Here is a 15529-nt window from a genome sequence, read left to right on the forward strand (position 1 = left end):
GCGTGGTAGGCCAGTGGGAGTGATCCGTCTTCAGCGCGTTTGCCCATGAGCACCGAGGCGTCCATTGCCGACCCTCGTTGGTACCAGCGGGCCGTCTTCTACGAGGTGCTCGTCCGGGGTTTCTACGACGGCAACAACGACGGCACCGGTGACCTGGCGGGCCTGACCGAGAAGCTCGACTACCTCGAGTGGCTCGGGGTCGACTGCCTGTGGCTGCTTCCCTTCTACCAGTCGCCCCTGCGCGACGGCGGCTACGACATCGCCGACTTCTTCACCGTGCTGCCGGAATACGGCGACCTGGCCGACGTGGTGAAGTTCGTCGAGGAGGCGCACCGGCGCAACATCCGGATCATCGCCGACATGGTGGTCAACCACACCAGCGACGCCCACCCGTGGTTCCAGGAGTCGCGCCAGGACCGCACCAACCCCAAGGCCGACTGGTTCGTCTGGAACGACGACGACCATCGCTGGTCCGACGCCCGCATCATCTTCGTCGACACCGAGAAGTCGAACTGGACCTGGGACCCGGTGCGCGAGCAGTACTACTGGCACCGCTTCTTCAGCCACCAGCCCGACCTCAACTACGACAACCCCGAAGTCCAGCAGGCCATGTTCGACGTGGTGAAGTACTGGCTCGACATCGGCCTCGACGGCTTCCGCCTCGACGCCGTGCCGTACCTCTACGAACGCGACGGCACCAACGGCGAGAACCTGCCGGAGACCCACGAGTACCTGCGGCGGCTGCGCAAGGAGGTCGACGCCGCCTTCCCCGGCAAGGTGCTGTTGGCCGAGGCCAACCAGTGGCCCGCCGACGTCGTCGACTACTTCGGCGACGGCGACGAGTGCCACATGTGCTTCCACTTCCCGCTCATGCCGCGCATGTTCATGGCGGTGCGGCGCGAGCAGCGCACCCCCATCACCGAGATCCTGGCCCAGACGCCGGAGATCCCCGACGGCTGCCAGTGGGGCATGTTCCTGCGCAACCACGACGAGCTGACGCTCGAGATGGTGACCGACGAAGAGCGCGACTACATGTACGCGGAGTACGCCAAAGACCCGCGCATGAAGGCCAACGTCGGCATCCGCCGCCGGCTCATGCCGTTGGTGGAGAACGACCGACGGGTGGCCGAACTGCTCCACGCCATGTTGTTCTCCATGCCGGGCAGCCCGATCCTCTACTACGGCGACGAGATCGGGATGGGCGACAACATCTACCTCGGCGACCGCGACGGCGTGCGCACCCCCATGCAGTGGACGCCCGACCGCAACGCCGGGTTCAGCCGGGCCGACTTCGCCCGTCTCTACCTGCCGCCGCTCATGGACCCGGTGTACGGCTACCAGGCCGTCAACGTCGAGGCCGAGATGCGCGACCAGTCGTCGATGATCCACTGGATGCGGCGCATGCTGCAGATCCGCAAGCAGCACCCGCTGTTCGGTACCGGCACCTTCGAGGTCATCCCCGCCGACAACCCGGCGGTGCTCGCGTACGTGCGCCAAGAGGACGACGACATCGTGCTGTGCGTCAACAACCTGTCGCGCTTCGCCCAGCCCGCCGAGTTGCCCTTGCAGCGCTTCGACGGCAAGACGCCCATCGAGTTGCTCGGTCGGGTGCCCTTCCCCCGCATCGGCGAGCTGCCGTACTTCGTGACCCTCGGGCCGTACGCCTTCTACTGGTTCCAGCTGACCGACCAGGAGACGGGATGAACTTCGACGCACTCCTGCCCGCCTACCTCGGACGCCAGCGCTGGTTCGCGGGCGAGGAGCCCGAGAAGGTCGTGGTGCAGGAGGACGAGGAGCTCGTCCCCGGGCTGCACTGGCTGCTGGTGGAGGCCGACGGCGCCCGCTACCAACTGGTGATCGGCCTGCGATCTGCGGACGACCCGCCCGAGTACCTGCACGGGCACGAGCCCGCCATCCTCGGCGCCGTCGACGGCCAAGTGGCCTTCGATGCCACCATCGACCCCGAGTACGCCAAGGCGCTGCTCACTCAGGTGGCCCCCGACCAAGAGGTAACCCACATCCGGCCCATGAACGTGGAGCAGTCGAACTCCTCGTTGATCGCCGACGACCGCCTGGTGCTCAAGCTGTTCCGCCGCTTGCAGCACGGCCCCAACCCCGACATCGAGGTCACCGAGGGGCTGGCCCGCGCCGGCTTCCTCCACGTCGCCGCGCCCTTGGCCATGTGGGAGTTCGAGGGGTCGCACCTCGCCGTTGTGCAGCCCTACCTGTCGAGCGGCTCGGAGGGATGGGCACTGGCGCTCGGCAGCTTGCGCGACCTCTACGCCCGCGCCGAGGAGGGCCACACCGACCCGGCCGAGGCCGGCGGCGACTTCGCAGGCGAGGCGCGTCGGCTGGGCGAGGTGACGGCCCGCATGCACGTGGCGCTGGCCGAAGCGTTCGGCACCTCGCCGGGCCACCCGACGGGCTGGGCGGCCATGGCACGGGCGCAGTTGGACCGCTTGCGGCCGGGCGACATCGACGCGGGCGCGGCGGGGGCCTTCCTCGACCGCCTGGCGTCGATCACGGACGCGGGCGCCGCCATCCGGGTGCACGGCGACTACCACCTGGCCCAGGTGCTGCGTACCGACGCGGGCTGGTTCGTCCTCGACTTCGAAGGTGAACCCGCTCGGCCGCTGGAGGAGCGCACGCTGCCCAGCTCGCCGTTCAAGGACGTGGCCGGGATGCTGCGGTCCTTTCACTACGCCGCCCAGGTCACGCTGACCGAGCGGGAGCCGCTCCAGATGGAAGCGGTCGCCGGACTCGACGAGGCATGGGAGCAGCGCAACCGCCACGCCTTCTGCGAGGGCTATTTCGGCGTCGACGGAATCGAGCGGCTGCTGCCTGCCGACGAGGAGTCGCGGGCCGTGCTCTGCGCCGCCTTCGAGCTCGACAAGGCGGTCTACGAGGTCTTGTACGAGCGGGCCCATAGACCCGACTGGGTCGACATCCCGCTGCACGCCATCCGGCGCCTGCTCGCCGGTTAGAGGAGGTCCAGCACATGGCTGCCCAACGGGCGCGCAAGGTCGACCCGGTGGCCGAGGCCATCGGGCGGCTGGTGGAAGGGACGCACGGCGACCCGCACTCGGTGCTCGGCGTGCACGACGGCATGGTGCGGGCCTGGCGGCCGGGAGCCACTTCCATGCGCGTGCTGGTCGGTGGCGCCGTGCCAGTCGACATGGAGCGGGTGCACGAGGCAGGCGTCTTCGAGGCCAAGGTGCCCGACGGCACGACCGAGTACGTGCTCGAAGCCACCTACGGCAGCGAGACGCATACCTACGAGGATCCCTACCGTTTCTGGCCGACGTTGGGCGAACTCGACCTCTACCTGCTGGGCGAAGGCCGTCACCGCGACATGTGGCGGGTGATGGGGGCGCATGTGCGCGAGCACCAAGGCGTGCGGGGCACGTCGTTCGCGGTGTGGGCGCCGAACGCCCGGGCCGTGCGCGTCGTCGGCGATTTCAACATGTGGGACGGGCGTCTCATGCCGCTGCGCACCATGGGGTCGTCGGGGGTGTGGGAGGTGTTCGTCCCCGGCGTGGAGGCGGGCAGCCGCTACAAGTTCGAGATCCTCACCGCCGACGGCGACGTGAACCTGAAGGCCGACCCGTTGGCCTTCGCCGCCGAGCAGTCACCGGGCACGGCCAGCGTGGTGTGCGAGTCGTCGTACTCGTGGGGCGACGACGAGTGGATGGCCCGGCGCGACGCGGCCGACCACCTGGCCGAGCCCATGTCGGTGTACGAGTTGCACCTGGGCTCGTGGCGCCGGGTGCCCGACGACGGCGACCGCTCGTTGACGTATCGCGAGCTGGCCGAGCAACTGCCCGACTACGTGGCCGACCTCGGCTTCACCCACGTCGAGCTCATGCCCGTGGCCGAGCATCCCTTCGGCGGCTCGTGGGGCTACCAGGTGTCGTCGTACTTCGCCCCGACGTCGCGGTTCGGCAGCCCCGACGACTTCCGAGCGCTGGTCGACGCGCTGCACGCCCGAGGCATCGGCGTCATCGTCGACTGGGTGCCGGCGCACTTCCCCCGAGACGAGTGGGCGCTGGCCTGTTTCGACGGCACCGCCTTGTACGAGCACGAGGACCCCCGCAAGGGAGCGCACCCCGACTGGGGCACCCTGGTGTTCAACTTCGGGCGCAACGAGGTGCGCAACTTCCTCATCGCCAACGCCCTGTACTGGGTGGAGGAAATGCACATCGACGGGCTGCGGGTCGACGCCGTGGCGTCGATGCTCTACCTCGACTACTCCCGCAAAGAAGGGGAGTGGGTGCCCAACGAGTTCGGCGGGCGCGAGAACCTCGAAGCGGTGTCGTTCCTCAAGGAGATGAACGAAGAGGTCTACGGCCGCCACCCCGGCGTGATGACGATCGCCGAGGAATCAACCGCCTGGCCCGCGGTGTCGCGGCCGACATACCTGGGCGGGCTCGGCTTCGGGTTCAAGTGGAACATGGGGTGGATGCACGACACCTTGGAATACTTCTCCAAGGACCCCGTCCACCGGCGGTTCCACCACAACAACCTCACCTTCGGGTTGCTGTACGCCTTCACCGAGAACTTCGTGCTGCCGCTGTCGCACGACGAAGTGGTGCATGGCAAGGGCTCGTTGATCAACAAGATGCCCGGCGACGAGTGGCAGAAGCGGGCCAACCTGCGGTCGTTGTACGCCTGGATGTGGGCGCACCCCGGCAAGCAACTTCTGTTCATGGGTGCAGAGATGGGGCAGGTGCGGGAGTGGTCGCACGACCGCTCGCTCGACTGGCACCTGCTCGACGACCCCGGCCACCGCGGCATCTACGACCTGTTGCGGTGCCTCAACCGCGTCTACCGCAACGAGCCCGAGCTGTGGGAACGCGACTTCCAGCCCGACGGCTTCCGCTGGATCGACGCGGGCGACGTGGAGAACAACGTGCTGTCGTTCCTGCGTTACTCGGCTGACGGCTCACGGGTGTTGGCCTGCGTGGCCAACCTGTCGCCGGTGCCGCGCGACCGCTACCGCATCGGCCTGCCCTCCGGCGGCACGTGGCGGGAGGCCCTCAACACCGACGCCGTCGAGTTCGGCGGCAGCGGCGTGGGCAACGGCGGCGAGGTGTGGGCAGGCGACAGCTCCTGGCACGGCCAGCCCTTCTCCACCGAGATGACGCTGCCCCCGCTGGCCGTCGTCTGGCTCACCCCCGCCTGACCGCGGCCCGCCGAACTTGTGTAGCGATCGCGCCGTTTTCCGCGTCGTTCTGTCCGCAGCTTCGGGCGGGAGCCCGGTACCGTCGGGAGGGTGAGCAGTCCCACCCTCGTCGTCCACGGCCACTTCTACCAACCTCCGCGGGAGAACCCGTGGACGGAAGAGGTGGCTCGCGAGGTGTCGGCGGCGCCGTACCACGACTGGAACGCCCGCATCACCGCCGAGTGCTACCGCCCCAACGGCGTGGCTCGCATCGTCGACGACGCCGGGCGGGTGGTGGCCATCGTCGACAACTACGAGCACCTCTCGTTCAACATGGGGCCGACGCTGCTGGCGTGGCTGGAGCGCCACGCCCCTGACGCCTATGCCCGCATCCTGGCCGCCGACGCCAAGACGGGCGGCGCCATGGCGCAGGCCTTCGGCCACACCATCCTCCCGCTGTCGAACGAGCGCGACCTGCGCACCCAGGTGCGATGGGGGCTGGCCGACTTCGAGCACCGCTTCGGACGCCGCGCCGAAGGCATGTGGCTGCCTGAGGCGGCGGTCAACGACGAGGTGCTGTGCGTGCTGGTCGAAGAGGGCGTGCGTTTCACCGTGCTCGCCCCGGGCCAAGCCGCGCCGGCATTCCAACCGGTCGACACCTCGATCGTGCATCGCTGGGCGCACCCGGGGGGCAAGGGCGAACTGGCGATCGTCTTCTACGACGGAGACCTTTCACATGACGTCGCCTTCGGCCTGAGCACGCTCGCCCCGCAAGCCTTCCTCGACCGCATGGGCGGCGGCCTGGTGACGGTGGCCACCGACGGGGAGACGTTCGGGCACCACCACCGATGGGGCGAGCGCTTCCTTGCCTATGCGCTGTCGGTGGAGGCCCCTCGTCGCGGGGTCGAGGTGCAGAGCCTGGTGACGGTGGTCGCCTCCCGCCCGGCCACGCACGACGTGCAGGTGGCCGAGAGCGCGTGGTCGTGCGCCCACGGCGTGGGCCGCTGGCGCGACGACTGCGGTTGCTCGACGGGGGGCGAGCCCGGGTGGAACCAGCGCTGGCGGGCGCCGTTGCGGTCCGCCCTCGACTGGCTGCGCGACGAGGCGGCGGCTGTTTTCGAACGGCGAGGCGGCAGCGTCCTCAAAGACCCTTGGGCCGCTCGCGACGACTACGTGCGCGTGCTGGTCGGCGCCGAGTCGCGGAACGACTTTGCCGCGCGTCATGTGGTGGGCGACCCGGTGGAAGCGTTCACGTTGCTTGAGTCCCAGCGCCACGCCATGGCCATGTACACGTCGTGCGGCTGGTTCTTCAACGACGTGGCGGGCTTGGAAACCGTGCAAGTCCTGCGGTACGCCGCTCGGGTCGTCGACCTGCTCGTCGAGCTCGGAGAGCCCTCGCCGGAGCAGGCTTTCGTCGATCGGTTGGCGGCAGCGGAGAGCAACCGGCTGGAGGAGGGCAACGGGCGCGACATCTGGAGTCGACACGTCGTGCCCGCCCGGGTCGACGCCGCCCGAGTGGTCGCTCACCTCGCCCTGCTCGAACTGCTGGAGCGGCGGTCGCCCGCGTCGCGCATCGGTGCCTACGACATCGAGGTGCTCCACCACGACCACGCCGACCGCGGGCCGCTCGCCCTCTGCACCGGCGCCGTCCGCCTCACCCACATGCGAACCGGCCGCACCGCAGAGCACGTGTACGGGGCGCTGCACCTCGGCGGCCTGGAAGTGCTCGGCGCCACCCGCCCCGTCGACAGCCGGCTCGACGACGACGCCGCCACGTTGCTGCGCCAGGCCTTCGAACAAGGGGCGCCGGTGACGACTCTCCTGCGCATGGTCAGTTCGGGGTACGGGCCACACGAGTTCGGGCTGGAGGACGCCCTGCCCGACGCGGCCGACGAGATCCTGCGCAGCGCGGCGCGGGAGTTGGCCGACCGGTTCGCCGGGGCCTACGAGCGCCTGTTCGCCGACCACCACGGCCGCCTCGCCGCGCTGGCCGCCGCCGGCTACCAGCTCCCACCCGAACTACGGGCGCCCGCAGAACTGTCGTTGGCCCGCCGTTTCGAAGCCGAGGTGGCCGCCGCCGGCGGGTCGAGCGACCCGGCCGCCTACCAGGGAGCCGTCGCCATCGCCCGCCAAGCCCGCCGCGAGGGCTACCGCATCGACACCCCTGAAGCGCTCCAGACCATCGAACGCATCCTCACCGAGGCCGTCGAACGAGCGGTCGCCGACGGCGACGTCGATGCCCCGTTGGCGCTCCTGGCGCTGGCTGCCGACCTCGACCTGCGCCCCAACATCGAACCGGCCCAAGAGATCGTCTACGAAGCGGTGCAGCACGACGGTCTCACCGAGCACCTCGCCGCCCTCGCCCCCGCGCTCAGCCTCGCCGTCCCGAGTACATAGGTCACCGAAACGGTAACCTATGTACTCGGGACTGCAGCGTCCGCAGGTTGCGGCGCCAGACCCACACCAGCACCAACCGGGCCACCGGCGGCACCATCCACCACGGGAACTCCAGCGTCTCGTCCCACTCGAAGCGACAGCGCGACGGCCCCAGCGGCGTCAAGGTGAAACGGCCGGTGCCCTGCACGAGCCCCACATGGCGGATACCGATGGCCGAGCCCTCGACCCACTCCACGATCTCCATGCGGTCGACGGTCCGGAACGGGCCGACCACGGTGAGGCACTCGAAGGTCCGCTCCGAGGTGAAGGTGATGGAGCGGGCGTCGTGCATCCACTCGACGTGCGACGGGATGTCGGCCACGTAGTCCCACACCACCGAGGCGGGCGCGTCGAGATCGATGCCGACCCGCAGCCGCTGCACTACTGGATGGCGACTTCGGCCCGCAGGTCCGACGCCGCCTGCTCGGGCGGCACCACGTTGATGAGCACGCCGGTGCCGAGCTCGAAGCCGGCCGTCGTCGTCAGCTTGGGCGCGATGTGCACGTGCCAGTGGAACGTGCTCGACGTGCGGTACGGCGCCGAGTGGAACACCAGGTTGTACGACAGGTCACCGAAGCGCCGCCGCAGCAGCGCCAGCACGTTGCGCATAGCCCGCCCCACTGCGGCCAGGTCGGCGGGCTCGGCGTGGTGCAGGTGCGGGTCGTGGCGCCGGGGCACCACCAGCATCTCGTAGGGGGTACCGCTCCAAAAGGGGCAGATGACGAGGCACCGGTCGTCGGCGTAGACGACGCGGTGGCCCACCTCCTCTTCGGCCTCGGCCGCCGTGCAGATGAGGCACGACCCTTCGAAGCGGGCGAAGCCCCCCAGCTCGTCGGAGATCTCCCGGGGCACGAACGGCATGCCCATGAGCTGGCCGTGGGGGTGGTCGAGCGACGCCCCCGCCTCCCGCCCGAAGTTCACGATGGCCTGGCTGTACCGCAGCCCCGGTTGGGCGGCATGTTCTTCAATGCGGTCACGGATGGCCGCCATCACCAGGCCCGCCTGCGGGTCGGACAACTCGCTCCACGACAGGTCGTGGTCAGGCGAGATGACCAGCACCTCGTGGATGCCGCTGGCGGGCGCCTGCGTGAAGACCGGGCCGAGGTGGCTCACCACCATGGGGACCTTGCCCTCGAAGGCGGGGTAGAGGTTGGGCACCACCCGCACCAGCCACTGGCCGGTCGGCCCGTAGGTCTCCAGTGCAGGCGGCGTGGCCTCTTCGTTGCCCGGACAGAACGGGCAAGGCCGATCGGGGTCGCCGTGCACCGGCACCCAGCGGCTCTGGAAGGCCTGCGGCCGCCCCGCCCGCTCGTCGCTCATGACGACCCACCGACCGGTCAGCGGGTCAAGCCGCAGCTGGCTCATGCAGGGCGAGTCGTGGTCGGCACCGCTCCCCAACGTAGCGCTCTGCGTGGTCGTCGTTCTGCACCCTCGCCACCGCCCCTTGCGCGACCCCTGCCCGCAATGCCACCTTTTGTGCAGTTCCCGTGCATCGCCTGACGCGCACGAAGTGGGGGGCCAGTGCCCAACAGCAGTACGACAGCCGCACCGCCCGCCGATGTCGATGCCTTTCGGCTCGAAGTACTGCATCGGTTGCAGGGCACGTTCGAGGGACTCGTCGAGTCCATGTTCGACGACATCGTCGGCCATGTACCCGCCTATCAGGACGTCATCACGCCCGCCGAGATGCACGACGTACGCAGCGCCCTGCGCCGCGCCGGCGGCTTCTTCCTGCGCACGTTGCAGGAAAACCGACCGCTCGATTCAGGCGAGGTCGTGGCCTTGCAGGTCATCGGCGCCCAACGAGCCCGCCACGGCCTGCCTCCTGAAGGGCTGACAGCGGCGATCCAGGCGGCCATGCGCACCGGCTATCGCCGCCTGTTGGAGTGCGCGCTGGAGGTCGAAGCGCCCACCGATGTGGCCGTGCGGGCCATGGGCGCCTTGTCGATGCGCCTCTTCGAGTTCGTGCAGGACGCCACAGGGGCACTGGTAGCCGGCTACATGGGCGAGGAGTCGCAGCGCCTCAGTTCCCGCCTCCGCGAACAAGCGGCGCTCGTCGACCGGCTGCTCGAGGCCAGTTGGACGGACGAAGACGAGATCCGCGGCCACGCCAAAGAACTCGGGTTCAGCGTCGAGGCGCCGCTCACCTTGCTCCTCGTCGCCAACGGTCGTTTCCAAGAGACGACGCCGTTGCGCTCCGCAGCCACACGGCTCGCCGAGCGCCTGCCCGGCGCCATCGAAGGCCCGGCCCGCCCGTCGCCGGTGCCCCACGTCATCGTGGTCGTACCGGAAGCGGCCGCCCACCCGTGGGCGACGTTGTTGGCGACATGCGACGAAGTCGCCGCCGGCGAAGCCGTCTACGTGGGGTGTGCCACGCCGGTGGGGCAACTCCTGTCGCTGTCCAGCGCCTACCGACGGGCGCAGGGCGACCTCCTCTACCTGTCGGCGGCGCGCACCGGCCACGGTGCCGTCGCCATGAAAGACGTGAAGGCCTATCGCATCCTGGCCTGCGCGCCCTTGGAAGACCGCCTCGACTTCGTGCGCCAGACGCTCGGGCCCATCTTCGACCTCTCCGAAACAAAGGCGGTCGAGCTGCTCGACACGCTCGAATCGCTCTACGACAACCAGGGCCATTGTGCGGCTGTGGCGGGCGAATTGGCCGTCCACGAGAAGACCGTCCGCTACCGGCTGCGCCGCGTGCAGGATCTCACCGGCCTGGCCATCGACGTGCCCGCCGACCGCCTGCAGCTAGACATGGCGGTGCGGCTTCGCAGGCTGGCCATGACGGAGGTGTCACCGTTCGACGATCCGGCGTGGGGCCCATCGTCGAGACGGCGCCGTTAAACGGGTAAAACACCCCCCTAAGCGTGCGGAAGTTTGTCCGAATGGACAGAAACTGGATGTTCAATCCTGACGGGACGAAACGTTTTCGCTGACGGCAATTGCCACTTCCGGGGCGACGTCTAGCGTCCTCGTCACCCATGCCGAAGCCCTCCGGCCACCGGGGTTGTCGTACCCGCGAACTCTTGCTCGCGTGTTCGGTCGACGACCTCCGGCATGTGTTCGAGCACGCCTCGGGCGACGAACTGGCGCCCGTGCTCTCGGCCCTGGGTGTGCAGAGCCGCTCGGCCGGTCGCAAGGCACCGCAACTGCTGCGTTCCCGGCTGCGCACGTTCGGCCACGAGGCGTGCCACGACGTCGCGTGCGTGCTGACGCAGCCCGTGATGCGGGCGCTGGAGGCCCTCGTCCCCGACGCCGACGGCGACCTGGAGCCGCAGCTGCAGGCGGGCGCCTTCGACCAGCTCCGGCGCGCATGGCCTGCCCCGCTCGTGCGCTTGACGGTGGAGACGCTCTGGCACCTCGACGACCTCGACCTGGCCCAACGCGACCGCTTCCTGGCGCTCGTCGAACAGCCACCGGCGGCGCCCCCCGCCGACGCCCCCGCCGACGTCCCTACCGGCGTGGTCGACGAGCCCGTCGTGGCGCCCCCGGCCCGAGAGCCCGACGCCCTTGACGCCGCCACCACTGCGCTCGACACCCTGCTCGCCGCCGCCATCGCCCGAGCCCGGGCGGGCTCGGCCGCCCTCGGCCACCTGGCGTCGTTGCGCATCGCCTTGGAGGAGCTGATCGCCCTCGACCCGGCGCGGCCCGCCGCTTGGTACCACTACGGCCTGATCTCCGCCGTGATCGGTGACGAAGCAGGGGAGGTGTTGCAGCCGCTCCCCGGCCCGGCCCGCCTCTCGTTCGTACTCGGCCAGCTGCGAGGGCTGGTCGACACCGACGCCACCGACCGTCTCGTGCGCATCGTGCGGCGCGAGCAGTCGGTGGTCGACGAGTTGCTTCGTCGACCCGAAGGCAGCGCGGTGGCCGGGCGGGTGGTCGTCGCCCACTTGGACGACATCCGTGCCGCCGCCCGTTTCCTGGGACTGGCGGCTGCGCCCTTCGACGGGTGGCAGGACGCCGCTCGCGAGGTCCATCGTCGCGTCGACGCCTTGGTCAGCGCGGGGTCGGTGGTCGACGCCGAGCTGTTGTTGCGAGCGCTCGAAGAAGCGTTGTGGCAATGGGCCGCGGCCGGCGACGGACGGGGCCGCGGCTTCGAGGAAGCGGCCACCACCGCCCTGCTGCGGCGCGTGGTGTGCCGTCGTCGTCGCAGCGACTTCGTCGGCGCCTCGCGGCTCCTCGACACTGTCGAGGACGCCTTCTTGGCTCCTGACGCGCGCGCCGCGGCCGCGTGCGAACGAGCCCTCATCGGCGCTGAGATCCCCGGGTTGGAAACGGTTCGTTTTCCACGCGGCGACGCCGAGCGAGCCCGCTTCGTCGAACGGCTCCGGCCGGTGGCGTCGCACCTGGCCGCGGCAGTCGACGCCGACCCCACGCTGGTGACCGCCAACGTGTTGCTCGGCATGCTCCTCCACGCCGAGGGCGACGTCTCTGCTGCTCCCGCGCTGGCCACGGCGGCCGCCGGGTTGGCCGAGGCGCCCGAGCCGTTGCCCTTGGCCACAGAGGTCGACTTCCACGCCGCCCTCGCCCGCCTGCGCCTGCTGGAACCGGGTACCGACGAGGCCGCCTACCGCGACATGGCTCGTGCCCTGGACGCCGGTTACGTGCCCGGCGCCGAAGACCTGGCCTCGGCGGTCGTGGCCTTGGAGGCGCACGGCTCGCCGCACGCGGGCGCCTTGTTGGCCGCTGCGCTGCGGGTGGCGCCTGCCGCGCCTGCGCTGGTGGAGTTGGTCGTCGGCCGCGCCCGCACCGGCGACGAGGCCGCCTGCTCCACGGCCGAGGTGGTGGCGGCCGACTCGGGCATGGCCCTGTCCACCCGCGTCGACCTGCTCGACGCCGCCCTGGTCGGCGCCGGCCTGCGCCGCGACACCGAAGCCGCCGAACGACTGGCGGGCTCGCTCGACGACGTGCTCGTGCGGGCGGGCGACGCCGCCCTCGACGCCCGCTTCGCTGCCCTCCTGGGCGCCGACGAAACCCTGCGCGCCGCGCTCGACCCCGCCGCCGCCGACGCCTTGCGTCTGGAGGTGCTGCGGCGCATCGGGCGCATCGAAGAGGCGCGGGCCATCGCTTTGGCCATGTTCTACCGAGCCGCGGGCGGGGGGTTGCGGGGCTTCGACGCCGCCGACCTCTTCCACGTCCTCGTCGAGCTGGGCCTTGCCCCGGCCGAGCTCGACGACCTGGCCCGGCTCCTCCCCTCGCCCCCCGACGGGGGGGAGCCGGCCACTGGGCTCGACCGCCCCGTGCACGTGCTGTTCGTCGGCGGCAACGAGACCCAGGACCGTTACCGCACAGCCATCGACGCCTCGGTCGCCCTGCGTTACGACGGCAAGGTCCGCATCACGTGGTTCTTGTCGGGCTGGCGGTCGAACTGGCACACCGATGCGGCCCGCATCGAGGCGGCCTACGGGCAAGCCGACGCCGTGGTGCTCATGACGTTCATCCGCACCCACCTGGGCCAGCGCGTGCGGCGCAGCGCCGGTGATGCCGGGCTCCCGTGGGTGGCGTGCACCGGCCATGGCCGCGAGGCCATCGAGCGCGCCGTCGACCGTGCCGTCGCCATCGTGGGCGACCAGGTGCCCTCGGCCGGGTAGCCCCGGTCGAGGCGGGTGAGCCCAGCCCCCACGGGGCTCACCCCGCCACGAAGTCACCGCGCCGCCGGGCGTGCGGACGTCCCCCCGTTCGTCCGCACAACCCGGCCCCCCGCACTGCACGCAGTGCTCGGCGCGGTTCCCGGAGCGGGTGGGCCACCCCCCGACGGCCCGACCCGCTCCGGTTCCGTTTGGCACCGATCCCCCCGGCCGGTGCCCGTCGGAAACCTCAGCTCCCGCCAGGGGCCGCTCGCACGGTTCCTGCCGAGAGTTCCTCTGCCACCAATGCCCGCAGCCGAAGGTATTCGGCTGCCTCCGTCGTCGATATGTGGAGGGTGAGGATGCCTTCGAAGGTGGCGTCCATCATCGTTATGTCTCCCGCCAGGAACCGGCCGACGTCGCCAGGAGGGCCGTGGATCTCCATGTGCGGGTTGAACTCCGGTCCCGAGCGGGTCATGACGTGGCCCTCTCGGGTGAAGGTGATGCGGTACGACAACGGCGGGTTGCCCAGGTCGATCGCCACGCGAAGCGAGCGGCCACCCAGGGCATCGGCAATGGCGTCGCGTCGGAGGCGCAGGCGGTCGAGGCAGGCACGGACGACGGCATCCGGCGACGAACAGTCCCGGAATTGGTTCGTCTCGCCTGCATCGTCCATCCGCTCTCCCACACGCATAGGTTTCATCTAGTACTTCGCAAATCGTCCGAAAAAGTGTCGGTCACCCACGAAATAATCCTGTGACCAGGACTTTCGTGCGTGAGCGTCGAAGTTTTGAGGAGTCGGGTCGCCTGGCGAGCCTCGACGCGAACCCCCTGAAACCAGCGCAGTGCTCCCCTGGAGCCTGCGCGTACAGAGAGGAACCCCCTCGTGTCTCGCAGCCCTCTTCGACGGTCGCGGCTTCTTGTCGTCGCCGCGCTGTCCCTGACCGGCGCTCTGCTCGCAGTTGCCGCGCCGCCCGCACAAGCGGACTGCGCTCGGGCGTCGGTGTGGATCTACAAGTCGAGGCAGGGCCGTGAGTACAAGTACGGCCCCTACCAGTGCGTGGGTCCGAACAACGGGCATCCGAACACCGGCTATGCAGGCTGGGGGACGGGCGACAACACATACCCATATGGGGTGCCGTCCGGAGGCGGCGCCGAAGTTTGGGTGCCCTTGCCGCTGCCCTAGTCGATGGGCGGCGGCGTCCCAATCTCGTCGACGGCAGCGCAGCCGGTCGTCCGGACTGCGCTGCCGTTGCACTCGATTGTGACGATTCCCCAGGTCCAACGGTCCGTGCCTGGGGTTGTGACCTGCGAGTCGAACTGCGCGCCAGCCTGATTGCCTGTACGGCCGATGCTTGCCGATGTCGTGACACCGGTCCGGTCTGGCTGCGGGTCCGTTGACGTGACTCCATCGCTTCCCGCTGTGGCCGTAACGGGAGCCACGGGGCGCGGTTCGTCGGTGAGGTTCGTCTGGGAACTCGGTTGCGCAGTGCTCGTTTGCACGCGCTCCGTCGCGCTCGTGGGGGCCGTGCGCACCGCGGGGACAGCGGCGATGGCAACGACAGCCACGGTGGTCGCCGCCGCGCCAACGCCTGCCATGTGGCCGCCGACAAACGCCTGGTAGCGCTGCAGCCGCTTCCGCATGCGGTTGAGCAGGCCGAGAACCATGAAGCCGCCGAACAGCCCTGATTCCCGCTCGAAGCCCATGTAGCTTGTCTTGAAGTTCGTGCGGGCACGAGCGAGCGCCGACTTCACGGCGTCGGGCGTCATCTGCTCGGCATTGGCCACGCCCTCGTAGCTCATGCCCTCGATCGTCACCAGTTGGAGCAACCGCCGCTGGCGCGTGTTGAGGCTGGCGAAGGCGTGCTTGATGCCGACCCGTCGGGCTCGGTTGAGCAGTTCTTCCTCCACCGAGTCGAGCGACGCCACGTCGATGTCGTCGACGGTCTCGTCGGCCGTCTCCAAGGTGCGGAACTGCAGGCGCTGCAGGTCGGCTGCGGTGCGCAGCGCGATCGTGATCAGCCACGGCTCGATGGGCCGACTCGGATCGATCGAGGCCCGGTTCTTGAACGCCCGCAGGAAGGTCTCCTGCAGGACGTCGTCGGCCAGTGCGGTACCGACCCTGCGCTCGACGACGCGGCGCAGCTTCGGCGCGTGCATGTCGTAAAGAAGCTCCCAGTCGAGTTCGGGCGCCACCTCGCCCGCTACGACGTGCACTGCATTCCCCGACGGTGCGAACTTGGCCATGCGGCCACCTCCCCGAGCCCCCGCCACCGTATGGCTCGTCACCCGGTTGGTTCAAGCCGGAATCGCCGTATTCCTCCTATCTGTCGGTTCGTAGGCGACGATCCGTCTCACTCTGATG

The 15529-nt window shown here is 69.8% G+C and carries 10 protein-coding genes; 6 read left to right on the forward strand and 4 right to left on the reverse strand.

Annotated elements, in window-relative coordinates; genetic code table 11:
• The first annotated feature begins 45 nt into the window (after positions 1–45).
• From treS to VM938_14365, 4 genes are all read left to right on the forward strand, one after another.
• On the forward strand, positions 46–1704 hold the full coding sequence (gene treS, locus VM938_14350) for a maltose alpha-D-glucosyltransferase (GenBank protein ID HVF76215.1): 1659 nt from the start codon (positions 46–48) through the stop codon (positions 1702–1704).
• Complete coding sequence (locus VM938_14355) at positions 1701–2984, forward strand: hypothetical protein (protein HVF76216.1); 1284 nt, start codon at positions 1701–1703, stop codon at positions 2982–2984. Before treS ends, VM938_14355 begins: the two co-directional genes overlap by 4 nt.
• A gap of 14 nt (positions 2985–2998) precedes the next feature.
• The gene (gene glgB / locus VM938_14360) at positions 2999–5182 is read left to right on the forward strand and encodes a 1,4-alpha-glucan branching protein GlgB (GenBank protein ID HVF76217.1); all 2184 of its coding nucleotides are present in this window, start codon (positions 2999–3001) and stop codon (positions 5180–5182) included.
• Between the two features lie 90 nt (positions 5183–5272).
• Positions 5273–7558 carry a DUF3536 domain-containing protein gene (locus tag VM938_14365; protein ID HVF76218.1) on the forward strand — a complete coding sequence of 762 codons (2286 nt, stop codon included), beginning with the start codon at positions 5273–5275 and terminating at the stop codon, positions 7556–7558.
• 1 nt (position 7559) lies between these two features.
• Here the strand turns inward: VM938_14365 and VM938_14370 are convergent, their stop codons facing one another.
• The gene (locus tag VM938_14370) at positions 7560–7979 is read right to left on the reverse strand and encodes an SRPBCC family protein (protein HVF76219.1); all 420 of its coding nucleotides are present in this window, start codon (positions 7977–7979) and stop codon (positions 7560–7562) included.
• Positions 7979–8962, reverse strand: a complete 984-nt coding sequence (locus VM938_14375) for an HIT domain-containing protein (protein HVF76220.1) — start codon at positions 8960–8962, stop codon at positions 7979–7981. Before VM938_14375 ends, VM938_14370 begins: the two co-directional genes overlap by 1 nt.
• A gap of 261 nt (positions 8963–9223) precedes the next feature.
• On the opposite strand from VM938_14375, the gene VM938_14380 reads away from it, so the two are divergent.
• Entirely contained in the window at positions 9224–10441 is a 1218-nt protein-coding gene (locus VM938_14380) for a helix-turn-helix domain-containing protein (protein HVF76221.1), read from the forward strand.
• 182 nt (positions 10442–10623) lie between these two features.
• Entirely contained in the window at positions 10624–13188 is a 2565-nt protein-coding gene (locus VM938_14385; GenBank protein ID HVF76222.1) for a hypothetical protein, read from the forward strand.
• Between the two features lie 226 nt (positions 13189–13414).
• Here VM938_14385 and VM938_14390 read toward each other — a convergent pair whose 3' ends face one another.
• Together VM938_14390 and VM938_14395 are read right to left on the reverse strand one after the other, a co-directional pair.
• Entirely contained in the window at positions 13415–13858 is a 444-nt protein-coding gene (locus tag VM938_14390; protein HVF76223.1) for a hypothetical protein, read from the reverse strand.
• Between the two features lie 488 nt (positions 13859–14346).
• Positions 14347–15411, reverse strand: coding sequence for a sigma-70 family RNA polymerase sigma factor (locus VM938_14395; protein ID HVF76224.1), 1065 nt, complete (start codon positions 15409–15411; stop codon positions 14347–14349).
• Positions 15412–15529 lie beyond the last annotated feature (118 nt).

It is taken from the genome of Acidimicrobiales bacterium, from assembly GCA_035536915.1.
GTDB lineage: Bacteria > Actinomycetota > Acidimicrobiia > Acidimicrobiales > JAHWLA01 > JAHWLA01.